19 protein-coding genes are annotated in these 24,600 nt (G+C 66.6%); all 19 read left to right on the top strand.

Features of this window, described 5'->3' with window-relative positions; all coding sequences use genetic code 11:
- Positions 1-41: 41 nt before the first annotated feature.
- Entirely contained in the window at positions 42-1,247 is a 1,206-nt protein-coding gene (locus ACSFBF_RS33745; protein ID WP_435474612.1) for an ABC transporter substrate-binding protein, read from the top strand.
- 30 nt (positions 1,248-1,277) lie between these two features.
- Positions 1,278-3,221 (top strand): ABC transporter permease, encoded by a 1,944-nt coding sequence (locus tag ACSFBF_RS33740; protein ID WP_435474610.1) that lies wholly within the window; start codon positions 1,278-1,280, stop codon positions 3,219-3,221.
- Positions 3,218-4,027, top strand: coding sequence for an ABC transporter ATP-binding protein (locus tag ACSFBF_RS33735; protein WP_097197427.1), 810 nt, complete (start codon positions 3,218-3,220; stop codon positions 4,025-4,027). Before ACSFBF_RS33740 ends, ACSFBF_RS33735 begins: the two co-directional genes overlap by 4 nt.
- The gene (locus ACSFBF_RS33730; protein WP_435474608.1) at positions 4,024-4,758 is read left to right on the top strand and encodes an ABC transporter ATP-binding protein; all 735 of its coding nucleotides are present in this window, start codon (positions 4,024-4,026) and stop codon (positions 4,756-4,758) included. Before ACSFBF_RS33735 ends, ACSFBF_RS33730 begins: the two co-directional genes overlap by 4 nt.
- Positions 4,759-4,789: 31 nt before the next feature.
- Positions 4,790-5,515, top strand: coding sequence for a bifunctional nicotinamidase/pyrazinamidase (gene pncA, locus ACSFBF_RS33725; protein ID WP_435474606.1), 726 nt, complete (start codon positions 4,790-4,792; stop codon positions 5,513-5,515).
- Positions 5,516-5,570: 55 nt separating this feature from the next.
- The gene (locus tag ACSFBF_RS33720; protein ID WP_435474604.1) at positions 5,571-6,731 is read left to right on the top strand and encodes an ABC transporter substrate-binding protein; all 1,161 of its coding nucleotides are present in this window, start codon (positions 5,571-5,573) and stop codon (positions 6,729-6,731) included.
- Positions 6,709-7,209, top strand: coding sequence for a (2Fe-2S)-binding protein (locus tag ACSFBF_RS33715; RefSeq protein ID WP_435474602.1), 501 nt, complete (start codon positions 6,709-6,711; stop codon positions 7,207-7,209). The genes ACSFBF_RS33720 and ACSFBF_RS33715 overlap by 23 nt, the downstream gene beginning before the upstream one ends.
- A complete protein-coding gene (locus ACSFBF_RS33710) occupies positions 7,206-10,961 on the top strand; it encodes a molybdopterin cofactor-binding domain-containing protein (protein WP_435474600.1) in 3,756 nt (1,251 codons plus the stop codon). The genes ACSFBF_RS33715 and ACSFBF_RS33710 overlap by 4 nt, the downstream gene beginning before the upstream one ends.
- A gap of 89 nt (positions 10,962-11,050) precedes the next feature.
- Positions 11,051-12,232: a fumarylacetoacetate hydrolase family protein gene (locus tag ACSFBF_RS33705; protein ID WP_435474598.1), complete on the top strand. Its 1,182-nt coding sequence runs from the start codon at positions 11,051-11,053 to the stop codon at positions 12,230-12,232.
- Between the two features lie 151 nt (positions 12,233-12,383).
- A complete protein-coding gene (gene tssA / locus ACSFBF_RS33700) occupies positions 12,384-13,478 on the top strand; it encodes a type VI secretion system protein TssA (protein WP_435474596.1) in 1,095 nt (364 codons plus the stop codon).
- Between the two features lie 94 nt (positions 13,479-13,572).
- Complete coding sequence (tssB, locus tag ACSFBF_RS33695) at positions 13,573-14,151, top strand: type VI secretion system contractile sheath small subunit (RefSeq protein WP_093081718.1); 579 nt, start codon at positions 13,573-13,575, stop codon at positions 14,149-14,151.
- A 33-nt stretch (positions 14,152-14,184) separates the two neighbouring features.
- Positions 14,185-15,693, top strand: a complete 1,509-nt coding sequence (gene tssC / locus ACSFBF_RS33690; RefSeq protein ID WP_435474593.1) for a type VI secretion system contractile sheath large subunit — start codon at positions 14,185-14,187, stop codon at positions 15,691-15,693.
- Positions 15,694-15,740: 47 nt separating this feature from the next.
- The gene (locus tag ACSFBF_RS33685) at positions 15,741-16,223 is read left to right on the top strand and encodes an Hcp family type VI secretion system effector (protein ID WP_435474591.1); all 483 of its coding nucleotides are present in this window, start codon (positions 15,741-15,743) and stop codon (positions 16,221-16,223) included.
- A gap of 127 nt (positions 16,224-16,350) precedes the next feature.
- On the top strand, positions 16,351-17,211 hold the full coding sequence (locus ACSFBF_RS33680) for a type VI secretion system accessory protein TagJ (protein ID WP_435474590.1): 861 nt from the start codon (positions 16,351-16,353) through the stop codon (positions 17,209-17,211).
- Positions 17,212-17,222: 11 nt separating this feature from the next.
- Positions 17,223-17,750, top strand: a complete 528-nt coding sequence (tssE, locus tag ACSFBF_RS33675) for a type VI secretion system baseplate subunit TssE (RefSeq protein WP_042673168.1) — start codon at positions 17,223-17,225, stop codon at positions 17,748-17,750.
- Positions 17,751-19,622: a type VI secretion system baseplate subunit TssF gene (gene tssF / locus ACSFBF_RS33670; protein ID WP_435474587.1), complete on the top strand. Its 1,872-nt coding sequence runs from the start codon at positions 17,751-17,753 to the stop codon at positions 19,620-19,622.
- A complete protein-coding gene (gene tssG, locus ACSFBF_RS33665; RefSeq protein WP_435474585.1) occupies positions 19,619-20,815 on the top strand; it encodes a type VI secretion system baseplate subunit TssG in 1,197 nt (398 codons plus the stop codon). Before tssF ends, tssG begins: the two co-directional genes overlap by 4 nt.
- Complete coding sequence (gene tssH / locus ACSFBF_RS33660; protein ID WP_435474583.1) at positions 20,812-23,535, top strand: type VI secretion system ATPase TssH; 2,724 nt, start codon at positions 20,812-20,814, stop codon at positions 23,533-23,535. Before tssG ends, tssH begins: the two co-directional genes overlap by 4 nt.
- A gap of 21 nt (positions 23,536-23,556) precedes the next feature.
- On the top strand, positions 23,557-24,600 hold a 1,044-nt coding region (locus ACSFBF_RS33655), incomplete at its 3' end, for a type VI secretion system Vgr family protein (protein WP_435474581.1).

Below are 24,600 nucleotides of genomic sequence, written 5' to 3'. Positions count from 1 at the left end.
ACGGTGTTTTCTTTCCTCATTCGATCTCAAGGAGTTTTCCCATGAATCCATTGCGTCACGTCTTCAGCGCCGCGGCCCTCGCTGCGCTGACCACTGCTCTCGTTCCCGCGCATGCGCAGGGCGTGATCAAGATCGGCGAGGTCAACAGCTACAAGGCCCAGCCCGCCTTCCTGGAGCCCTACAAGAAGGGCATGGAGCTGGCCGTCGAAGAGATCAACGCCAAGGGCGGCGTGAACGGAAAGAAGATCGAGCTCATCACGCGCGACGACAATGCCAACCCCGGCGACGCCGTGCGCGTGGCCGAAGAGCTGGTGGCGCGCGAGAAGATCGACGTGCTCACCGGCACCTTCCTGTCGAACACCGGCCTGGCCGTGGCCGACTTCGCCAAGCAGAAGAAGATCTTCTTCCTGGCTGGCGAACCGCTGACCGACAAGATGACCTGGCAGGGCGGCAACGAATACACCTACCGCCTGCGCCCCGGCACCTACATGCAGGCCGCGATGCTCGTGCCCGAGGCCGTCAAGCTCAAGAAGAAGCGCTGGGCCGTCGTGTACCCCAACTACGAATACGGCCAGTCGGCCGTGGCCGCATTCAAGACGCTGCTGAAGGCCGCGCAGCCCGACGTCGAGTTCGTCGCCGAACAGGCACCGCCGCTGGGCAAGGTCGATGCGGGCGCAGTGGTGCAGGCGCTGGCCGACGCCAAGCCCGATGCGATCTTCAACGTGCTCTTCGCCGCCGACCTCTCGAAGTTCGTGCGCGAAGGCAACACCCGCGGCCTGTTCAAGGACCGCACCGTCGTCAGCGTGCTGACCGGCGAGCCCGAGTACCTCGACCCGCTGAAGGACGAAACGCCCAACGGCTGGATCGTGACCGGCTACCCCTGGTACGGCATCCAGACGCCCGAGCACAAGGCTTTCTTCCTCGCGTACCACGCCAAGTACAACGACTATCCGCGCCTCGGCTCGGTGGTCGGCTACAGCATGATCAAGTCGGTCGCAGCCGGCGTTGCCAAGGCCAAGAGTGCCGAAACGTCGAAGCTCCTCGAAGCCTTCAAGGGCCTGCAGGTCGACACGCCCTTCGGCAAGATCAGCTATCGCGCCGAAGACCACCAGTCCACCATGGGCGCCTTCGTTGGCAAGACGAAGAACGAAAACGGCAAGGGCGTGATGGTCGACTACACCTACTTCGACGGCGCCAAGTTCCAGCCCTCCGCCGCCGACGTGAAGAAGTCGCGCGCCGCCGACTGACCCTGATCCTTTTTCGGAACGCTTGCACCCATGAGCCTCTCGTCCCTGCTGCTTCAGTTCCTCACCGGGCTGTCGTCGGCTTCGTCGCTGTTCCTCGTGGGGGCCGGCCTTTCGTTGATCTTCGGCGTCACGCGCATCGTCAACTTTGCGCATGGCTCCTTCTTCATGGTCGGCATCTACCTGGCCTATACGCTGGTCGAGAAGCTCGGCGGCGGCATGGGCTTCTGGCCCGCGCTGGTGATTTCCGCGCTTGCGGTCGGCATTCTTGGCGCGCTGATCGAGATGGTGCTGCTGCGCCGCATCTACAAGTCGCCAGAGCTGTTCCAGCTGCTGGCGACCTTCGCACTGGTCCTTGTCATCAAGGACGCGGTGCTCTACATCTGGGGGCCTGACGAACTGCTCGGGCCGCGCGCACCGGGCCTGTCGGGCTCCGTTGAAATTCTGGGCCGGCAGTTCCCGACCTACGACCTGTTCCTGATCGTCGTCGGCCCGGTCGTGCTCGGCCTCATGTGGCTGCTGCTCACGCGCACCCGATGGGGCACGCTGGTGCGCGCCGCCACGCAAGACCGCGAGATGGTCAGTGCGCTGGGCGTGAACCAGGCCTGGCTCTTCACCGCGGTGTTCGCGCTCGGCGCCATGCTGGCGGGTCTGGGCGGCGCGCTGCAGCTGCCGCGCGAGCCGGCCACGCTCGCGATGGACCTCAACACCATTGGCGCGGCCTTCGTGGTGGTGGTGGTGGGCGGCATGGGCTCCATTCCGGGCGCCTATGCGGCGGCGCTGCTGATCTCGGAGATCAAGGCCGTGTGCATCTGGCTCGGCGTGGTGGAAATCTTCGGCTACAGCGTGTCTTTCTCGAAGCTCACGCTGGTGGTCGACTTCATCGTCATGGCCATCGTGCTGGTGTGGCGCCCGTGGGGCCTGTTCGGCCGGCCGCAGGCGCCGAGCCGCTACGTGGGCATGGCCGAGGAGCCGCTGCGCCGCGCGAGCAAGGGCTACCTGTGGCTGGTCGCCGCCCTGGGCGTGGTGCTCATGGCGATGCCGCTGCTCACCGCCGATTCGCCCTACACCACGGTGCTGATGATCGACCTGCTGATTGCCGCGCTGTTCGCCGCCAGCCTGCACTTCATCATGGGTCCGGCCGGCATGCATTCGTTCGGCCATGCCGCCTACTTCGGCCTCGGGGCTTATGGCGCCGCGTTGCTGGTGCGCGCCAGCGGCCTGCCGATGGAAGTGGCGCTCATCGTGGCCCCGCTGGTCGCGGCCATCGGCGCCTTCATCTACGGCTGGTTCGCGGTGCGGCTGTCGGGCGTGTACCTGGCCATGCTCACGCTGGCTTTCGCGCAGATCACCTGGGCCATCGTCTACCAGTGGGATTCATTCACCGGCGGCAGCAACGGCCTCACGGGTGTGTGGCCCTCGGAGTGGCTGTCGGACAAGCGCACCTACTACTGGCTCACGCTGGTGCTGGTGGCTGCCGGCGTCATGATGCTGCGCCGCGTGCTGTTCTCGCCCTTCGGCTATGCGCTGCGCGCGGGCCGCGACTCGGTGCTGCGCGCCGACGCCATTGGCATCGACGTCAAGCGCATGCAGTGGACAGCCTTCGTCGTCGCGGGCGCTGCGGCGGGGCTGGCCGGTTCGCTCTACGCCTTCTCCAAGGGCAGCATCTCGCCAGAGAGCCTGAGCGTCGACAAGTCGGTCGACGGGCTGGTGATGGTGCTGCTGGGCGGCATCCAGACGCTGGCCGGGCCGGTGGTTGGCGCCGTCACCTTCAGCTGGCTGCACGACACCGTGGCGCGCAACACCGACTACTGGCGCGCAACGCTCGGCGCCATCATCCTGATTCTCGTGCTGCTGTTCCCGCAGGGCATCGCTGGCTTCGCGAAGCAGCTGACCGACAAGCTGCTGCGCCGCGCCAAGCCCGATGCGGCGCCAGGGCCAGCGGTAGCCGCCGAGGCGAAGGAGGCCAAGGCATGACGACCACCTCCAACACACCCCTGCTCAAGGTCGAGAACCTCGGCAAGTCCTTCGGCGGCGTGAAGGCCGTCGACGGCATCAGCTTCGAGCTGCACGCCGGCGAACTGCTCGCGCTTATCGGCCCCAACGGCGCCGGCAAGTCCACCACCTTCAACATGGTCAACGGCCAGCTCAAGGCCGATCAGGGTTCGATCCTGTTCGACGGGCACGAGCTCGTGGGCCAGAAGCCGCGCGCCATCTGGCGCCAGGGCGTGGGCCGCACCTTCCAGATTGCCGAAACCTTCGCCTCGCTCACCGTGGTCGAGAACGTGCAGATGGCGCTGCTGTCGCACGACGGCAAGCTGTTCTCGATGTGGCGCCGCGCGGCCGACCACAAGCGCGACGAAGCGTTGGCGCTACTCGACCAGGTCGGCATGAAGTCGCAGGCCGACCGGCCCTGCAGCGTGCTGGCGTACGGTGACGTGAAGCGCGTCGAGCTCGCGATCGCGATGGCCAACAGCCCCAAGCTGCTGCTGATGGACGAGCCCACTGCCGGCATGGCGCCCAAGGAGCGCAACTCGCTCATGGCGCTGACCAAGGACCTCGTCATTCAACGCGGCATGGCCGTGCTCTTCACCGAGCACAGCATGGACGTGGTGTTCGCGTACGCCGACCGCATGATCGTGCTGGCGCGCGGCCGCCTCATCGCGCAGGGCAAGCCGCTCGAAATCCGCGACCACCCGAAGGTGCAGGAGGTGTACTTCGGCAGCGGCAAGACATTCGAGAAGATCGCAGAAAAAGCCGCAGCCCTGGGAGTCGCAGCATGAGCACACACGAACCCCTCCTGCAGGCCAAGGCCCTGTGCGCCTGGTATGGCGCCGCGCAGATCCTTTATGACGTCGACCTCGAAGTGCGTCGCGGCGAAGTGGTCGCGCTCATGGGCCGCAACGGCGCAGGCAAGTCCACCACGCTGAAGACGCTGATCGGCATGCTGGCCAAGCGCCGCGGCGCGGTGCGCTTCCTGGGCCACGACATCTCCAGGAGCGAACCGCACCACGCAGCGCGCCTGGGCTTGGGCTTCGTGCCTGAAGACCGCCGCGTGTTCACCGACCTCACGGTGATGGAGAACCTCGAAGTCGGCAAGCAGCCCGCGCGCCGCTGGGCCGACGGCACCGATGCGCCGCTGTGGACGCCCGAGCGCCTGTTCAAGCTGTTCCCCAACCTTGGTGAAATGCCGAACCGTCCGGGCGGGCGCATGAGCGGCGGCGAGCAACAGATGCTGACCGTGGCGCGCACGCTCATGGGCAACCCGTACCTCGTGCTGCTCGACGAGCCTTCCGAAGGCGTGGCGCCGGTGATCGTCGAGCAGATGGCCAACATGATCCTGGAGCTCAAGGCGCAGGGCGTGAGCATCCTGCTGTCGGAGCAGAACATGCACTTTGCCGAGCTGGTGTCCGACCGCGCCTATGTGCTCGAGAAGGGGCAGATCCGCTATCACGCCACCATGGCCGAGCTTGCGGCCAACGACGAAGTTCGCCGCGCCTACTTGAGCGTCTGAGTTTTTCCTTCAACCCATCGGAGTCCACGCCATGCATCGCAGAACCCTCGTGAAATCCGCCGCCGCCCTCGGGCTGGCCAGCGGCCTCGGCAGCGTCGCTTTCAACGCCTTCGCGGCCGGCAAGATCAAGCCTGGCGCCAAGGCCGCGCTGATCGTGGTCGACGTGCAGAACTGCTTTCTCGACGGCGGCACGCTCGCGGTGAAGGGTGGCAACGAAGTCATTCCGGTCATCAACGCGCTCGCACCCGCGTTCCAGAACATCGTCGTCACGCAAGACTGGCACACGGCGGGTCATGCGTCTTTCGCGAGCACCTACAGCGGCAAGAAGCCCTTCGAGACCACCAAGCTCAGCTACGGCACGCAGGTGCTGTGGCCCGACCACTGCGTGCAAGGCACTGAAGACGCCGCGCTCGGCAAGGAACTGAAGGTGCCGACCGCGCAGCTCATCATCCGCAAGGGCTTCCACAAGGAGATGGACAGCTACTCCGCCTTCGAGGAAGCCGACCACAAGACGGCCACGGGCTTGGCCGGCTACCTGAAGGCGCGCGGCATCAAGACCGTGTACGTCACCGGCCTGGCCACCGACTTCTGCGTGGCCTGGACTGCGATGGACGCACGCAAGGCAGGCTTCGAGGCCTATGTGATCGAAGACGCCACGCGCGGCATCGACCTCAACGGCTCGCTGGCCGCGGCGTGGAAGCAGATGACGGCCAAGGGCGTCAAGCGCATCCAGTCCGCAGACATTCAGACCGCCTGAGCCCACGCCGCGAAGAACAACGACGAACAACAAGAAAACACGAGACACACGACGCATGAAGCTTTCGATCTCAAGGCGCGCCATGGTGGCGGGCAGTGCCGCCCTGGCCCTCGGCCCCGGCCTGCTGCGGTCGGCACGCGCGGAAAACGGCGTGACCGACACCACCATCCGCATCGGCCAGTCGGCCGTGTTCAGCGGGCCGGCGAAAGACTTCGGCGTCGACTACCGCGCGGGCATCAAGCTGTACTTCGACCGCGTCAACAAGTCAGGCGGCGTCAACGGCCGCAAGATCGAACTCGTCACCTACGACGACGCATACGACCCCGCAAAGACCGCCATCAACACGGCAAAGCTGATCGACGAGGACAAGGTCTTCGCGCTCACCGGCTACGTGGCCACCGGCAACCTCGCGGCCGCGATGCCGCTGGCGGAGAAGGCGGGCGTGCCGATGTTTGCACCGCTGGTGGGCACCAGTTCGTTTCGCACCAAGGTCAACCGCTACCTGTTTCACGTGCGCGCGGGCTACGACCTGGAGCTGCGCAAGATCATCAGCCACCTCTCGACCATCGGCATCCAGTCGATCGCGGTGGTCTACCAGGACAGCGCCTTCGGCAAGTCGAACCTCGCCACCTGCGAAGAGCTGGCGGCCGACTACAAGGTGAAAGTGCTCAAGACCTTCCCGCTGGCCATCACGGCCGAAGACGCGAAGCAGGTCGTCACCGGTCTTTCTGAAGCCAAGCCGGGCGCCGTCGTGATGATCATGGCCGGGCGCATGGTCGAAGTGTTCATGCGCGACTACCGCGCGAACGGCGTGGGTGCGCCGCTGTACACGCTGTCGGTCGGCATCACCGACGCGGCCGGTTCGGCCAAGCGGCTCGACGGCAAGCTCGCGGGGCTGGTCACGGCCAGCATCGTGCCGCCGCCGCAGGCGCAGCGCATGCCCATCGTGGCCGACTACCAGCGCGACCGGGCGGAGTTCGGCGAGAAGATCGACAGCTACACCGCGCTGGAGGGCTACATCGTCGCGCGCGTGATGGTCGAGGGCCTGCGCCGCGCGGGCAAGACGCTCACGCGCGACAGCTTCATCGCCGGGCTCGAAAGCATCGGCAGCACGCGCATCGGCGACTTCCCCGTCGAGTACAGCGCGAAGAACCACAACGGCTCGACCTTCGTGGACCTGGAGATGTACACCCGTGACGGCCAGTTGCGGCGCTGAGCCGCTGCACCTGCTGGTCAACGGCCAGGCGCAATCGATCGAGGGCGTGCCGAGCGAAGCGACGCTGCTGCACCTGCTGCGCAACGACCTGGGGTTGAACGGCCCCAAGTACGGCTGCGGGCTGGGGCAGTGCGGCGCGTGCACGGTGCATGTCGACGGCGTGGCGGCGCGCTCGTGCGTGATTCCCGCGCATGGCGTGGTGGGGCGCGCCATCACAACGCTCGAAGGGCTGGGCGCGCGCGGCGACTGGCATCCGGTGCAGGCCGCCTTCGAAGATGCGCAGGCCGCGCAGTGCGGCTACTGCCTCAACGGCATGGTCATGCAGGCTGCGGCCTTGCTTGCGCGCGATCCGGATGCGAGCGATGCGCGCATTCGCGCCGAGCTCTCGGGCAACCTGTGCCGCTGCGGCACGCACATCGAAATTCTCGATGCCGTGCAACGCGCGGCGGTGCGCATGCGCGCGCATCCGACCCCATGACCCGCCGCGCCGATCTTCCGCTGACACGCGCCGAGTTCCTGTCGGCCAATGGTGTGCTGCTGGTGGTGCGCGAGACCCCGCTCGCACCGCCGCCCGCCAAGGGCCAGCCCGCATTCATCGCCGGCAACCCGATCGAAGGCGACGAGATCCTGCTCGCCGTGTGGGACGACGGCAGCGCCTCGGCGCTCAACGGCCACGTCGACCTGGGCACCGGCATCCAGACTGCGCTCGGGCAGATCGTGGCCGAGGAACTCGACCTCGGCATGCCCTGCGTGCGCGTGATGCTCGGCGACACCGCACGCGTGCCCAATCAGGGCGCGACGATTGCGAGCGCGTCGATCCAGATCCATGCGCAGCCGATGCGGCTTGCCGCTGCGCAGGCGCGTGCATGGCTGCTGGCGCGTGCGGCTGAGCGCTTGGGCGTGGCCGTCGACGCTCTGCAGGTACGTAACGGCGTGGTGCGCGTTGCTGAAGGGCCGGACCGCCACGTCAGCTACGCCGAACTCGTGGCAGGCCAGCGCACCGTGCTGCGGCTCGATCCGCAGGCGCAGCCCAAGAATCCCGCCGACTACCGGGTCGTCGGCACGCGGCAGGCGCGCGTCGACATTCCGGCCAAGCTGGCGGGCGAGCTCGTGTTCGTGCACGACATGCGCGTGCCCGGCATGCTGCACGGTCGCGTGGTGCGCCCGCCGTATGCCGGCGCGGACCATGGCGAGTTCATCGGCAACACGCTTGAGGCGGTCGATGAGTCGTCGATTGCGCACATCCCCGGCATCCGCGCCGTGGTCGTGATCCGCGACTTCGTCGGCATCGTGGCCGAGCGCGAGGAGCACGCCGAACAGGCCTTGCGCGAATTGCGCGTCACGTGGAAGCCATGGCCTGGCATGCCTGACCTGAGCGACGTGGCACAGGCGCTGCGCGACAACCCCTCCACGCAGCGCTTGCTGGTCGACGAAGGCGATGTCGACGGCGCCATTGCCGCAGTAGCGCAGCCGATGCATCGCACCTACGTGTGGCCGTACCAGATGCATGCGTCCGTCGGCCCTTCTTGCGCACTGGTCGACTGGCAGCCAGCCGACGGCAGCGGCATGCAGCTGCGTTGCTGGGCCGGTTCGCAGAATCCGCACGTGCTGCGCGCCGATCTCGCGAAGCTCATGGGCGTGGAGGACGTGCAGGTCGACGTGGTCCGCATGGAAGCCGCGGGCTGCTACGGCCGCAATGGCGCAGACGACGTGGCCGCCGATGCGGCGCTGCTCGCGCGTGCGGTCGGGGCGCCGGTGCGCGTGCAGCTCACGCGCGAGCAGGAGCATGCATGGGAGCCCAAGGGTGCCGCGCAGCTCATGGAGATCGACGGCGGCCTCATGGCCGATGGCCGCGTCGCCGCTTACGACTTCGAAACCTCGTACCCGTCGAACGGCGCGCCCACGCTCGCGCTGCTGCTCACGCGCACCATCGAGCCGGTGGCGCAGGCCTTCGAGATGGGCGACCGCACCGCGCGCCCGCCCTACACGTACGACAACCTGCGCGTGAAGGTCAACGACATGGCGCCGATCGTGCGCGCCTCATGGCTGCGCGGCGTGTCGGCGCTGCCGAGTTCGTTCGCGCACGAGTCGTACATCGACGAGCTGGCGACTGCTGCGGGTGTGGACCCGGTGCAGTTCCGGTTGCGGCACCTGGAAGACCCGCGTGCGGTCGAACTGGTGCAGGCCACCGCGCAGAAGGCCGGCTGGCGCATGCGCACCGGGCCGCAGGAGAACGCGGACGGCGGGCTCGGTGAAGGCGGCGACATCCTCTTCGGCCAGGGCTTTGCGTACGCGCGCTACATCCACAGCAAGTGGCCGGGCTTCGGCGCCGCGTGGGCCGCGTGGGTGGCCGATGTGGAGGTCAACCGCAAGACCGGCGAGGTGCATGTGCGCCGCGTGGTGGTGGGGCATGACGCGGGCTTGATGATCAACCCGGCGGGCGTCGAGCACCAGATTCACGGCAACGTGATCCAGACCACGAGCCGGGCGTTGAAGGAGCGGGTGCAGTTCGCGCCGCAACAACAGCAACAGCAGCAAGGCACGACGACGGGTGCGCAGCTGCCGGGCGTGCTGCCTTCGGGCGTGGTTGCGAGCCGTGAGTGGGGTAGCTACCCGATCATCAATTTCCGCGAAGTGCCGGTGATCGAGGTGATGCACATGCCCAGGCCCGGCGAGCCTTCGCTGGGGGCGGGCGAGTCGTCTTCGGTGCCAGGGACTGCGGCAATTGCGAATGCGATCTTCGATGCGACGGGGGTGCGGTTTCGCTCGCCGCCGTTTACGCCGGAGACGGTGCTGGCTGAATTGAACCGGGGGTTGCTCCCTCCCCCTCTGGGGGAGGGCGGGGGTGGGGGCGAGCGGCGTGTGAATGGTGACGCTGCCGTGCCCCCATCCCAACCTTCCCCCGGAGGGGGAAGGAGCAATGCAATCTGGCCGCGCCGCAAAGGGCTATGGGCCACCGGCGCCGCGCTCTTCGTCGGCGGCATCGGCGTCGTCGCAGGCCTGCTCGGCTGGCGCTCCGCCATCGCGCCCGTATCGCTCACCGCTCCGGTCTACAGCGAAGCCACCATTGAACGCGGGCGTGTGCTCGCCGCCGCCGGTGACTGCGCCGTGTGCCACACAGCCCCTGGCGGCGCACCCAACGCGGGCGGCCGCGCGATGGAAACGCCCTTCGGCAAGCTCTACACGACCAACCTCACACCCGACGCAGAGACGGGCCTTGGCCACTGGTCCTTCAGCGCCTTCCAGCGCGCGATGCGCGAAGGTGTCTCGCGCGACGGCCACTACCTGTACCCCGCGTTCCCCTACACCGCCTTCGCCAAGACCAGCGACGACGACCTGCAGGCGCTTTATGCGTACTTCATGTCGATGCCTGCGGTGCGTGCGGAAACGCCGAAGTCCGAGCTCAAGTTTCCGTTCAGCATCCGGCCGCTGATGGCCGGCTGGAACGCACTCTTCCACGATCCGACGCCGATGCAGCCCGTGGCCACGCAGAGCGCGGAATGGAACCGCGGCGCGTATCTTGTCAATGGCCTCGGGCATTGCGGCGCCTGCCATACGCCACGCAATGCGCTCGGCGCGGAGCAGGGCGGCAGCGCCTTCCTGTCGGGCGCGATGATCGACGGCTGGGAGACGCCCGCGCTCACGCACCTGTCGAAGTCAGCGGTGCCGTGGGATGCCGACGAGCTCTATCGCTACTTGCGCCATGGCCACACGCAGCGCCATGGCATCGCCGGTGGCCCGATGGCCGAGGTGGTGCGCGAACTCGCACAGGTGCCGGACGAAGACGTGCGTGCGATGGCCACCTACCTCGGCTCGTTCAATCCCGCACCGGCTGCGGAGCCGTCAGCCGTGGCACAGCAAGCGATCAGCAACGCCGCACGCACGCAGGGCCAGTTGCTCGGCCCCGCGCAGCGCATGTTCGACAGCGCCTGCGCCTCCTGCCACCACGACGGCAACGGCCCCACGCTGCTCGGCGTGAACACGCCGCTCGCGCTCAACAGCAACCTCACGAGCGCGAAGCCCGACAACCTGCTGCGCACCATCCTCGACGGCGTGCGCGAGCCCGCGAGCCGCGACATCGGCTTCATGCCCGCGTTCCGCGAGGTGCTCGACGACCAGCAGATCGCCGAGCTCGCCGGCTACATGCGCGCGCGCTTCGCACCGCAGGAGCCTGCGTGGGCCAACCTGCCTGCCGATGTGGCGCGCGTGCGGGCTGCGCCGGGGCACTGACACAAAGAAGAGAGGGGCCGGCCGCGTCGTCTTTCGCTGTGCGCCGCTACGATGCAACGTAGCGCACACATCCACGGAGACACCACGCCATGCCGCTCGATCTTTCAATCTCTTCCAGCCTGCCCCGCGACGCCGAACGCGCCACCCTCGTCGGCCGTCTCTGGCAACCCGGCGTGGGCCCCGTGCTGGTGGCCGTGCACGACGGCGACCTGTACGACCTGTCGAAGCTCGCGCCAACCATGAGCGACCTGCTCGAAGGCAAGAAAGCGCCTGCAGAAGCCGTTCGCCACGCATTGCAGGGCGCACCGCGCATCGCCGCGCTCGACGAAGTCCTTGCCAACAGCGACGAGACCGCGCGCGACACGAGCAAGCCCTGGCTGCTCGCACCCTGCGACCTACAGGCCATCAAGGCCAGCGGCGTCACCTTCGTCGCGAGCCTTCTCGAACGCGTGATCGAAGAGCAGGCACGCGGTGACGCGTCGAAGGCCGAGGCCACGCGTGCGGCCATCGGTGGCGTGCTCGGCGACAACCTCGCCGACATCGTGCCGGGCTCGCCCGAGGCCATGAAGGTCAAGGAAGTACTGATCGCGCAGGGCGCGTGGTCGCAGTACCTCGAAGTCGGCATCGGCCCCGACGCCGAGATCTTCACCAAGGCCCCCGTGCTCTCCGCCGTGGGCACAGGCGCCGATGTCGGCATTCATTCGGGCTCGGTGTGGAACAACCCGGAGCCCGAGGTCGTGCTCGCAGTCAACAGCCGCGGCGAGACGCTCGGCGCTGCACTAGGCAACGACGTCAACCTGCGCGACTTCGAAGGCCGCAGCGCGCTGCTGCTCGGCAAGGCCAAGGACAACAACGCCTCGTGCGCCATCGGCCCCTTCATCCGGTTGTTCGATGCGCATTTCGGCATTGCGGACGTGCGCCGCATCACCGTCGCGCTGGAAGTGACCGGCCCCGAGGGCTTCAAGCTCGAGGGTTCGAGCTCGCTGTCGAAGATCAGCCGCGATCCGCTCGACCTCGTGGCGCAGACCGTGGGTAGGCATCACGCCTACCCTGATGGTTTCATGTTGTTTCTTGGAACGATGTTCGCGCCGACACAAGACCGTCACGGGCCTGGGCAAGGATTCACCCACGTCGTGGGCGACCGCGTGTGCATTGCCGCACCGGAACTCGGCGCCCTGGTCAATCGCGTTGTGCACGCGGACCAGGCGCCGATGTGGACTTTTGGTATCAGTGCGTTGATGCGCAATTTGAGTGAACGCGGTCTGCTGTGATTTGCATGTAGACGTTCCGTTTGAGTTTTAAAAGGAGTTGTACTCCTTAGTAATTCATACGCGTCGTGTTGCATTCTGTTGCTGTTGACCGCGCCTCTTGTTCCCCTCAATATCGCCGCTGTTACGAAACGGATGAACAAGGGAGAAGAGGTTGTCGCCGAGCGAAATCGATCTATTGCAGTTGCCTGTGGAAGGCTCGCATCCGTGCGGTGAAGACCTGGAATACGACCCCGATTTCATGGCGTTGCACCAAGCAACAACCGGTAAGCGCGAGCAGCAATTCGGCTCGACGATCATCCCCGCCGAGCCGCCCGACTGGGCCCGCGTGGAACGCATCGCGAAGCAGCTGTGCACACGTACGCGCGACCTGCGAGTGCTGGTGCCCCTCACGCTGGCCTGGACCGAAAACCGTGGCTTGCCCGGCTATGTCGACGGGTTGCAACTCGTCGACGCCGTGCTGCAGAAATTCTGGGACGGCGTGCATCCGCGCGTTGTCGACGATGGCTTCGAAGACCCGCTGCCGCGCATGAATGCACTGGCCGCGCTGGCCGAAGCCGAGGGACTGGGGCGCAGTGTTCGCGATGCAAGGCTGCTCGAAGACGGCGGCGCATCAATGAGCCTGCGACAGGTCGAAGCTTTGCTCGATTCGAGCAAGACCGACCATCAGATCGATTACCCGGGCGGCATTGGCCGACTGCGGGACGCGGCGCGGCGCGCGCAGGAAAAGGCGGCGCCCCCGGTGGTGGCGTTGCGTGCTGCGCTCGACCTGCTGCAGCGCATACGCGAGACCTGCGAACGCGCGCTCGGCCAGAGTTGGGCGCCTGATTTCTCGCGGCTCGAACGCTCGCTGCGCACCGTGGCCCAGCTGTTGCCCGAGCAGGCGCAGAGCGAAGGGGTAGAGGCTGGCGAAGCCCACTCTGGAGCCGATCCGCAAGGGGCGGGAGGCGCCGAGCCGGCTGCCAAGGGTGCAGCTGTCGGCAGTGCAAATGGTGGTGCTGGCCTACGCACGGTGCTTATTAAAGATATTGAAATATCGACTCGTGATGATGTGCAAGTGTTGTTGGAAAAAGCTTGCCAGTTCATGGAGCGCACGGAACCCAGTCATCCGGCGCCCATGCTGATTCGCAGAGCGCAGCGGCTGCTGGATCTCAACTTCTTCCAGATCATCGAAGAGCTCGTGCCCGAGGGATTGCAAAAGATAGAAAGCCTTGCAGGACGTCCACTGAACAGTGGGGGCAGCACGTAATAACAAGGACAGGGCGGGGGCCGTCGCGGACTCCGCAGGCCGGCAGGACTGCCGGGGTCGTACCCACACGCATTACAGATTCAAGAGGAAGCTTATGGCAGACAACCGTGTCAGAAACAGTGGTCAAAAGTTCATTGCGCGCAACCGCGCGCCGCGTGTGCAGATCGAATACGACGTCGAGATCTACGGCAGCGAACGCAAGATCCAGCTGCCCTTCGTGATGGGCGTCATCGCCGATCTCGCGGGCAAGCAGGTCGACCCGATGCCCGACCTCGGCGAGCGCGAGTTCATGGCGGTGGACATCGACAACTTCGATGAACGCATGAAGTCCATCAAGCCGCGCGTTGCCTTCCAGGTGCCCAACACGCTCACCGGCGACGGCCAGATGAACGTCGACATCACCTTCGACAGCATGGACGACTTCTCGCCCGCGCGCATCGCCCGCCAGGTCGGCGCGCTGCAGCACCTGCTCGAAGCGCGCACCGAGCTGTCGAACCTGCTGTCCTATATGGACGGCAAGAACGGCGCGGAGCAACTGATCGCGCAGGCGCTGCAGAACCCGGGGCTTCTCAAGTCGCTGGCCTCGGCGCCGAACCCGGCCGTTGCCAAGGCCGTGGAAGCCGCGAACGAAAAGGCCGGCACGCCCGGCAACCCAGGGACCTCTTCCGAGTAAGCGCGAGCACGAGCAGCAAGGACCGTCATCATCATGAGCACCGCCCCCAAACAGACCGCCGCGCGCGCACCCGCCTCCGTCGAAACGCTCGAGCCGAACGAGTTCGCCGACCTGCTGCAGCGCGAGTTCAAGCCCAAGACCGACCAGGCCCGCGAGGCGGTTGAGAACGCCGTCAAGACGCTGGCCGTGCAGGCTCTGGAAAGCACCGTCACCGTCTCCAACGATGCCTACCGCACGGTGCAGGCCATCATCACCGAGATCGACCGCAAGCTTTCCGAGCAGATCAACCAGATCCTGCACCACGAGGACTTCCAGCAACTCGAAGGCGCATGGCGCGGCCTGCACTATCTCGTGAATAACACCGAGACCGACGAGCAGCTCAAGATCCGCGTGATGTGCGCGTCCAAGCGCGAAGTGGCGCGCTCGCTCAAGCGCCACAAGGGCATCGGCTGGGACCAGAGCCCGCTGTTCAAGAAGATCTACGAAGCCGAGTACGGTCAGTTCGGCGGCGAGCCCTTCGGCGCGCTGATCGGCGACTTCCACTTCGACCACAGTCCGCCCGACGTCGAGATGCTCAGCGAAATGGCCAAGATCGCGGCCGCCGCGCACTGCCCCTTCATCGCCGGCGCATCGCCCACCGTGATGCAGATGGATTCGTGGCAAGAGCTGTCGAACCCGCGCGACCTGACCAAGATCTTCCAGAACACCGAGCACACCGCATGGCGCAGCCTGCGCGACTCGGAAGACGCGCGCTACATCGGGCTGGCCATGCCGCGCTTCCTGGCACGCCTGCCGTATGGCGCACGCACGAATCCGGTCGACGAGTTCGAGTTCGAGGAAGAAACCGACTCGGCCGCGCACACCCGCTACACATGGGCCAACTCGGCCTATGCGATGGGCGTGAACATCAACCGCTCGTTCAAGCAGTACGGCTGGTGCACCTCCATCCGCGGCGTCGAGTCCGGCGGCGCGGTGGAGAACCTGCCCACCCACACCTTCCCGACCGACGACGGCGGCGTGGACATGAAGTGCCCGACCGAGATCGCCATCAGCGACCGGCGCGAGGCCGAGCTTGCCAAGAACGGCTTCATGCCGCTGGTGCACCGCAAGAACTCCGACTTCGCGGCTTTCATCGGTGCGCAGTCGCTGCAGCTGCCGGCCGAGTACTACGACGCCGACGCAACGGCCAACGCGAACCTCGCGGCGCGCCTGCCGTACCTGTTCGCCTGCTGCCGCTTCGCGCACTACCTGAAGTGCATCGTGCGAGACAAGATCGGTTCGTTCCGCGAGCGCGAGGACATGGAGCGCTGGCTCAACGACTGGATCATGAACTACGTCGACGGCAGCCCCGGCACCTCGTCGCAGGACACGAAGGCAATGAAGCCGCTGGCGGCGGCGGAAGTCCAGGTGGAAGCCATCGAGGACAACCCGGGCTACTACGCCGCCAAGTTTTTTCTCCGGCCGCACTATCAGCTCGAAGGGCTGACGGTGTCGTTGCGGCTGGTTTCGAAGCTGCCATCCAACAAGAAGGACAGCAGCTAATTCAACGGTGTCCCGGAATCGGGCACATATAACTTTGGGGGTTAATCATGGCAGTAGACATGTTCATGCGCGTTGAGGGCGCAAACGGCGAATCGAAGGACTCGAACCACAAGGAGTGGACGGACATCAAGTCGTTTGCGTGGGGAGCAACGCAGCCTGGAAACATGGTCAGCGGCGGTGGCGGCGGCGTGGGCAAGGCGAGCTTCAATGACCTGCAAGTGCTTGCACGTATCGACAAGGCGGCGCCGTCCGTCCTGAAGAACTGCGCCAGCGGCAAGCATCTGGCCAAGGTGGAAGTGTCGGTCTGCAAGGCCGGCGGTGCGCAGATCGAATACACGCGCGTCACGCTCGAAGAAGTGCTGGTCACCTCGGTTCAGTACACGGCCGAGCAGGGTTCGGATGCCGTGTTCGTGCAGTACGCCTTCCAGGCCGCGAAGGTGAAGCAGCAGTACTGGGAACAGACCGACAAGGGCGGCAAGGGCGCCGAGACGGTGCTGGGCTGGAACATCAAGGAAAACAAGGAAGCCTGATTTCCTTTTTCCCGATGCGCGGCCGGCCCAGCGGGCCGGCCGCGACGTTTTTCCCGACGGCCTCCACGGCCGTCCTTCGCACACAGGCCTTTCGCGCCGTGTGCCATTCAGTCAGCGAGGAAGCTTCATGGGCGATGGGTTTGCAGTGCTGGGCGAACGCTCCGTGGCCGAGCACACCGAATGGGTACAGAGGCAGATCCGCGCCAATCCCCAGAATGCAAGCTTGCGTCTTGCCCTGTGCCACTTCCTCGCGTTGCGCGGCGAATGGCAGCGGGCCGAAGACCAGCTCAAGCTCGCCACCAAGCTCGACCCCACTTTCACGCCCGCCAGCGTCACGTGTTCGATGGCGCTTTCGGGCGAACGGCATCGCAGCGACTTCTGGTCCGGCGGGCGCGCCCCGGCCATCGTCTGCGGCAACGCGGAATGGGTCGAACAGCTGATCGCTGCTGCTGCCCTGCCGGCTGACCGCGCCGAAGAAGCCGCCGCCTTGCGCGAGGCCGCGCGGCAGGCCACGCCCGCCTTGCACGGTGCGCTCACCAGCGTCGACCGCTCCGATTCGCGCGCCGTGCAGGCGCTCGACGGCGAACCGGTGGAGCGCAGCATCTTCGCGTGGCTGTGCGACGGCGATGTGCGCATCGGTGCGGTGCTGGAGCTGCTCACGCCCTCGGGATATGCGTGGCTGCCCCTGCCCGAGGTGCGCCGCATCAAGTTTTCGCGTCCGCAACATCTGGTCGACTTGCTCTGGGCGCCTGCTGAATTCGAGCTGCATGACGGCCGCGCACTCAACGGCCTGGTGCCGGTGCGCTACCCGGGCTCGCTCGAAGGCCTCGACGACGAAACCACGCTGGGCCGCCGCACCGACTGGCTGCCGCTGGCCGGCGAAGATCAATACGCGGGCCTCGGCCAGCGCACGCTGATCAGCGAGGCTGGCGACCATTCGCTGCTCGACCTGCGGCTCATCGAGTTCTCGCGCGAGGACGCGACCTGATGAGCAGCATCATGGACACCGACGGCGACCAGCAGGAAAGCGTCGCGCGCGACCGCCTGCAGCCGGTGCTGCTCGACCGTCTCACCGACAAGACGCCGCAGACCCGGCAGGAGCGCGCTGGCGCCTTCCTCATGAGCGGTAGGCTGTTGCGCGACTCGGTGCTGCGTGATCTGCAGTGGCTGCTCAACACCACCAATTTCGGTGCGGACCACAACATCAACACCATGCCGCGCGCGCGCCGTTCGGTGCTGAACTTCGGCGTACGCGGCTGGGCCGGCGGCCGCATGTCGGAGGTCGACTTCGCGGACGTCGAAGCGGCCATCCGCTCGGCCATCATCGATTTCGAGCCGCGCATCATGAAGGACAGCATCGACGTGCGCTGCGTGACCGATGCCACCGATCTCGAACACCACAACCTGCTCGCGCTGGAGATCCGCGGCACGCTGTGGTCGGTGCCGTACCCGATCGAATTCATCCTGCGCTCGGAGCTCGACCTCGAAAGCGGGCACATGGTGCTGCGGCCCACCGGAGGCCTTTGAATGGACGCGCGGCTGCTCGATTACTACAACCGCGAGCTCACCTACATGCACGAGCTCGGGGCCGAGTTCGCGCAGCGCTACCCGAAGATCGCCGGGCGCCTCGGCATGCGCGGCATCGAGGTCAGCGACCCTTACGTGGAGCGCCTGCTCGAAGGCTTCAGCTTTCTCACTGCGCGCATCCAGCTCAAGATGGACGCGGAGTTTCCGCGCTTCTCGCAGCGGTTGCTCGAAGTGGTGTACCCCAACTTTCTCGCGCCGCTGCCCGCCATGGCCGTGGTGCAGATCGACGGCAACCTCAACGAAGGCTCGCTGAAGGCCGGCTACGAGCTGCCGCGCCACACCATCCTGCGCGGGCGAATGATCAAGGGCGAGCAGACGGCCTGCGAGTTTCGCACCGGCCATGCCGTCACGCTGTGGCCCATTCGCATCGCCGACGCCGGCATCGGCCCGGTGCCCGCGGAAATCGCGCATGCGATGCCCATGGCTGCGCGGCAGGCGAAGAGCGCCATCACCATCAAGCTCGAAGCGGTGGGCGGCGCGCGCTTTGCCGACATGCCGCTCGACCGGCTCGAGTTCTTTCTTTCGGGCGCGGAGCTGCATGCGCTGCGCGTGCTCGAACTCGCGGCGCACCACAGCGTCGGCGTCGTGTGCCGCAGCGGACCGGGCAGCACGGCGCGCATCGTGCCGCTGGGCGACGAGGCCATCAGGCACGAGGGCTTCGACCCCGACCAGGCGTTGCTGCCCTACGACGCGCGCTCGTTCCAGGGCTACCGCCTGCTGCACGAGTACTTCGCGTTTCCCGATCGTTACCTGTTCTTCAGCGTGAGCAAGCTGCGCGCGGCGGTGCAGGCCATGGGCGGCACCACGATGGAGATCGTGATCCTGCTCGACCGCGCCGACGGCGACCTCGAACGGCTGGTAGACGCCAAGCACTTCTCGCTGTTCTGCACGCCCATCATCAACCTTGTGCCGCGTCGCAGCGACCGCATTCCGGTGGGGCCGGGCCAGCATGAGCACCACGCGGTGATCGACCGCACGCGCCCGCGCGACTTCGAGATCTTCACCGTCGAGCGCGTCACCGGCCACATGGCCAACGGCTCGGAAGAGCGCGAGTTCCGGCCCTTCCTCGGTTCGTTTGCGGCGGACGACGGCGACTTCGGTGCGTACTTCTCGCTGCGCCGGGAGCCGCGCCTGGTGTCGGACCGCGCACGCGCCCAGGGCACGCGCACCAGCTACACCGGCAGCGAGGTCTACGTGTCGCTGGTCGACCAGCACGACGCGCCGTTTCCGCACAGCCTGCGGCACATCACGCTCGATGCGCTGTGCACCAACCGCGACCTGCCGCTGCTGCTGCCGACCGGGCTTGAGTCGGATTTCACGCTGCGCGTGTCGGCGCCCGTGCGATCGATCCGCATCCTGCGCGGGCCTTCGCGGCCGTACCCCGCACTGGCCGAGGGCGCGCTGACGTGGCGCCTCATCAGCCACCTCGGCCTGAACTACCTGAGCCTTACCGACGTCGATGCGGCGCAGGGCGCGGCCGCGCTGCGCGAGATGCTCGACCTGTACGGCAACCTCGCCGACCCTTCGGTGCGCCGGCAGATCCAGGGTGTGCGCTCGATGGCGCTGGCGCCGGTGTTCCGCCGCCTGCCGGAGCCGGGCCCCATCGTGTTCGGGCGTGGCGTGGAGATTGCGCTCAAGATCGACGAGGTCGCGTTCTCGGGCGCGAGCCCGTATCTTTTCGGCGCCGTGCTGGAGCAGTTCTTCAGCCGGCACGTGTCGCTCAATGCGTTCACCGAGTTCGCGCTGTCCAGCATGCAGCGCGGCGAGATCGCGCGGTGGACCCCGCGCGTGGGACGCCGCCCCGCCGTATGAGCGAAGCCGGCTTCACCGACGGGATGCAGCAGGCCGCAGCGCCGGCCGGGGAGGCCCAGGAGGTGCTGGACACGGCCGAGGTCCGCCATGACATCGCGCAGCCCGCCCTCCCTGTGACACCTCGGCGCGGCGTGCCGCAGACCGATCCCGTGCTCTGGGCCAAGCTGGTCGAGCAGCCCTTCGAGCACGACCTGTTCATGCTGCTGCGCCGGCTCGACGCGCAGGGCGATCATCCGCTGCTGGGCCGCGCGCCGCGCCCGCTCGATGAGCCGCTGCGCCTCGGGCAAGAGCCCTCGATGGCCTTCGCGCCCTCGAACGTGTCGGGCGTCGATGTCGACAGCGACGGTCCCCCGCGCATCTCGATCTACGGCTTCGGCCTGTTCGGCCCCAACGGTCCGCTGCCGCTGCACCTGACGGAGTACGCGCGCGAACGCAAGCGGCACCATGCCGACAACACCATCAGCGCGTTCGCCGATCTGTTCCATCACCGGCTGATCCTGCTGTTCTACCGGGCCTGGGCTGACGCGCAATCGGTCAACAGCCTGGACCGCCCCGACGGCCATCGCTTCGTCGACTACGTGGCCAGCCTCATGAACATGGGGCAGCCCGGCCTCAAGGAGCGCGACCGCATTGCCGACCATGCGCGCACCTTCATGGCGGGCCACCTCGTGCGCCAGACGCGCAACCCCGAGGGCCTGATCCAGATCCTCAAGCTCTACTTCGACGTGCCCGTGCGCGTCGATGAGTTCGTGAGCGACTGGGTGATGATCGACGAGCGCCAGGTCAGCCGCATCGGCATCACCGGTCGCAACCACCGGCTCGGCGGCGGCGCCACCATCGGCCTCGCGGTGCGCGATGCGCAGAGCAAGTTCCGCCTCGAACTCGGGCCGCTCTCGCAGGAAGAGTTCCGCGAGTTCCTGCCCGGCAGCAAGCGGCTGCAGCAGGTGGTCGACTGGGTGCGCCAGTACGTCGGCATCGAGTTCGCGTGGGAGCTGCGGCTCGTGCTCAAGAAGCAGGACGCGCACGGTATGCGGCTCAACAGCAACCAACGCCTCGGCTGGGGCAGCTGGCTCGGCACGCGCCTGTCGGACACCGACGCCGGCGACATGGTGTTCCAGCCCGAAGCATTGTTTTCCCGTTCCGCATCGGCGGCACCCGTTGCCGCGTCCGCATCTTCATCCATGGCTCTATGACCGACATCCGCCGCGTCTCTCTTTTTTCGAAACTCAATCCGATGCTCTACAAGGCATTGGAGACCGCCACCGCCTTCGCCAAGCTGCGCGGCAATGCCTACGTCGAGCTGGTGCACTGGCTGCACCAGATCCTGCAGTTGCAGGACAGCGACATGCTGCGCATCATCAAGCGCGCGGGGCTCAACCTCGACGCGGTCGAGCAAGACCTCGTGCGTGCGCTCGACCGGCTGCCGCACGGCGCTACGTCGATCAGCGACATCTCCGAACACGTCGACAACGCCGTTGAGCGCGCGTGGGTCTATGCGAGCCTGCGCTTCGAGGCCACCTCGATCCGTGGCGCGTACCTGCTGGCGGGCATCATCAAGACGCCGGGCCTGCGCCAGGTGCTCTCGGGCATTTCGCGCGAGTTCGACAAGATCGTGCCCGACGTGCTGGTGGCGCAGCTCGCAGCATGGACTGAAGGCTCACCCGAAGACGACTTCGATGTTGCGCCGAGCGCTGGTGCAGCCGGCGGTGCAACCGCAGTGGCGCACCACCAGGGCGACGGCCCCGCGGCAGGCGGCTCCGCACTCGCCAAGTACGCGAGCGACCTCACGGCCAAGGCGCGCGCCGGCGAGCTCGATCCGGTCTACGGCCGCGACGACGAGATCCGCCAGATCATCGACATCCTCATGCGTCGCCGCCAGAACAACCCGCTGCTCACCGGCGAGGCCGGCGTCGGCAAGACGGCCGTGGTCGAAGGCCTCGCCTCGCGCCTCGCCGCGGGCGACGTGCCGCCTTCGCTGAAAGACGTGTCGCTGTGGGTGCTCGACCCCACGCTGCTGCAGGCCGGAGCGGGCGTGAAGGGCGAGTTCGAACAGCGCCTGCGCCAGGTGATCGACGAGGTCGAAAAGAGCCCTAAGCCCATCGTGCTGTTCGTCGACGAAGTGCACACGCTGGTGGGCGCGGGCGGCACGGCCGGCACCGGCGACGCGGCCAACCTGCTCAAGCCAGCGCTTGCGCGCGGGCGGCTGCGCACCATCGGCGCGACCACCTGGTCGGAGTACAAGAAGTACATCGAGAAAGACCCGGCGCTCACGCGGCGCTTCCAGACCATCCAGGTGCACGAGCCCACCGAGCCCAAGGCGGTGATCATGCTGCGCGGCATCTCGGCCGAGCTGGAGAAGCACCACGGCGTGCTCATTCTCGACGCCGCGCTCGAAGCGGCCGTGAGCCTGTCGCACCGCTACATTCCCGCGCGGCAACTGCCCGACAAGGCCGTGAGCCTGCTCGACACCGCGTGCGCGCGCGTGGCGCTGAGCCAGCACGCGCTGCCCGCCGCCATCGAAGACCTGCAGCGCCGTATCGAGGTGCTGGGCATCGAGTCGGGCATCGCGGGGCGCGAGGCGGCCATTGGCGTGGGCGAGCATCAGCGCGTGGAAGACATCGCGGTACAGGTTGCGGCGGCACAGGCTGAGCTCGATCTGCTGGAGACGCGGCGCGTGGAAGAAAGCGCGCTGGTCGAGCGCATCGTGGCGCTGCGCAAGCAGCTGTCGCCGGCGGCAGTGCCGCAGGTGCAGGCTGACGCGGTAGAAGACAGCGAACCGTCGTCGGTCGATACGCCCCCCGGCAAGCCCGAGCGAACCCCGGAAGAAATCCGCGCCGAACTCAACGAAGCACAAGACAAGCTCGTGCAACTGCAGGGCGAATCGCCGCTCATCCTCGCAGCCGTCGATGCGCAGGCCATCGCCACCGTCGTGGCCGACTGGACTGGCATTCCCATCGGCCGCATGGTGCGCGACGACGCGCAATCGGTGCTGAAGCTCGGCGAGATCCTTTCGGCCCGCGTGGTCGCGCAACCCGATGCGCTGGAGACCATCTCACGCCGCATCCGCACTGCGCGCGCACGGCTCGACAACCCCAACAAACCCGTCGGCGTGTTCCTGCTGTGCGGCCCCTCTGGCGTGGGCAAGACCGAGACCGCGCTGGCACTGTCCGAAGCGCTGTACGGCGGCGAGCAGAACCTCGTCACCATCAACATGAGCGAGTTCCAGGAGTCGCACACCGTCTCCACGCTGAAGGGCGCACCGCCCGGCTACGTGGGTTACGGCGAAGGCGGCGTGCTCACCGAGGCCGTGCGCCGCAGGCCTTACAGCGTGGTGCTGCTCGACGAAATCGAGAAGGCGCACACCGACGTGCACGAGATCTTCTTCCAGGTCTTCGACAAGGGCTGGATGGAAGACGGCGAGGGCCGCCACATCGACTTCCGCAACACCGTGATCATCATGACCTCCAACGTCGGCACCGACCTGGTCATGCAGCTGTGCGAAGACCCGACCCTGCGCCCCGACCCCGAGCCGCTGGCCGCAGCGCTGCGTGAGCCGCTGCTCAAGGTGTTCGCGCCCGCGCTGCTCGGCCGTCTCGTTGTAGTGCCTTATTACCCGTTGCACGCAGAGGCATTGCATCGCATCATCCGCCTCCAGCTCGATCGCATTGCGGCGCGCCTGCAGGCGAACCACGGCATTGCTTTGGCCTACGACAACAGCGCCGTCGAACTCGTAGCGCGCCGCTGTACGGCCATCGAATCGGGCGGCCGGATGATCGATGCGATCCTCACGCACACGATCCTTCCGCGGTTGAGCGAGGAAGTCATCGGCGCCACGGTCAGTGCGCGCAAGCTGAGCGGCGTGCAGCTGAGCGCAGCTGGAGACGACTTCCACTACGAGTTTTCCGAAGTTTAAAAATACAAGGAGACAACCCTCATGGCCAGAGTCGTAAAGGCGCACACACCGCTGGACGAGAGTCAGCTGCTGTTTCGCTCGATGCGCGGCACGGAGGGTTTGTCGCAGCTGTTCGAGTTCGAGGTCGATCTGCTGAGCCCGAGTGCTTCGATCGACCTGAAGTCGGTGCTGGGCAAGCCACTGTCGCTGGAGATTCAGACAGCGGGCAGCGAGCCGCGATATCTGAACGGCCAGGTGGTGCGCTTCTCGATGATCGGGCGTGAAGGCGACACCGAGCGCCACACCGTGTACCGGGCCACCGTGCGACCGTGGCTGTGGTACCTCACGCGTTCGAGCGACAACAAGATCTTCCAGAACAAGAGCGTGGTGGAGATCCTGGAAGAGGTGTTCGGCGACTACGGCTTCGCATTCGAGAAGCAGCTCAGCGGCAGCTACCGGCAGTGGGAGTACTGCGTGCAGTACAACGAAAGCGACTTCGCCTTCGTGAGCCGGCTGATGGAACTCGAAGGCATCTACTACTGGTTCAGGCACGAACAGAACCAGCACACGCTGGTGCTGGCCGACGACGTCGGCACGCACGAGGCGATGCCCGGCTACGAGACCATCGACTACTTCGCGGCCGACCGGGACATCAGCGAAGACATGGAAGTCATCCGGGAGTGGCAGCCCAGCGAGGAAGTGCGCTCGGGCAGCTACACGGTGGACGACTTCAACTTCACCACGCCCAAGGGTGACCTGCTCAACGTGCGCAGCCAGCCCAGGGGCCACGACAACGCCGACTACGAGATGTACGAGTGGCTGGGCGACTACCCGGCCGCAGGCGATGGCGAGCACTACGCGAAGGTCCGGCTGGAAGAGTCGCAGGCGCTCGCGCAGCGCAGCACGGGGCATTCGACCGTGCGCGGCATGGCGCCGGGCTACAAGTTCACGATGCGCAACTCGCCCAGGTCGGACGACAACCAGGAGTATCTGGTGGCGTCCGTGTCGTACGCGCTGCGCGAGGGCGGCTACGCCACGGGCTCGGAGCCCGGCAGCTACGACTTCAACTTCGTGGCGCAGCCCACC

Origin of the sequence: Variovorax nivicola (assembly GCF_051216475.1) — a bacterium.
GTDB lineage: Bacteria > Pseudomonadota > Gammaproteobacteria > Burkholderiales > Burkholderiaceae_C > Variovorax.
Note: the sequence above shows the minus strand (reverse complement) of the source record. Positions and strands in the feature narration are given on the sequence as shown.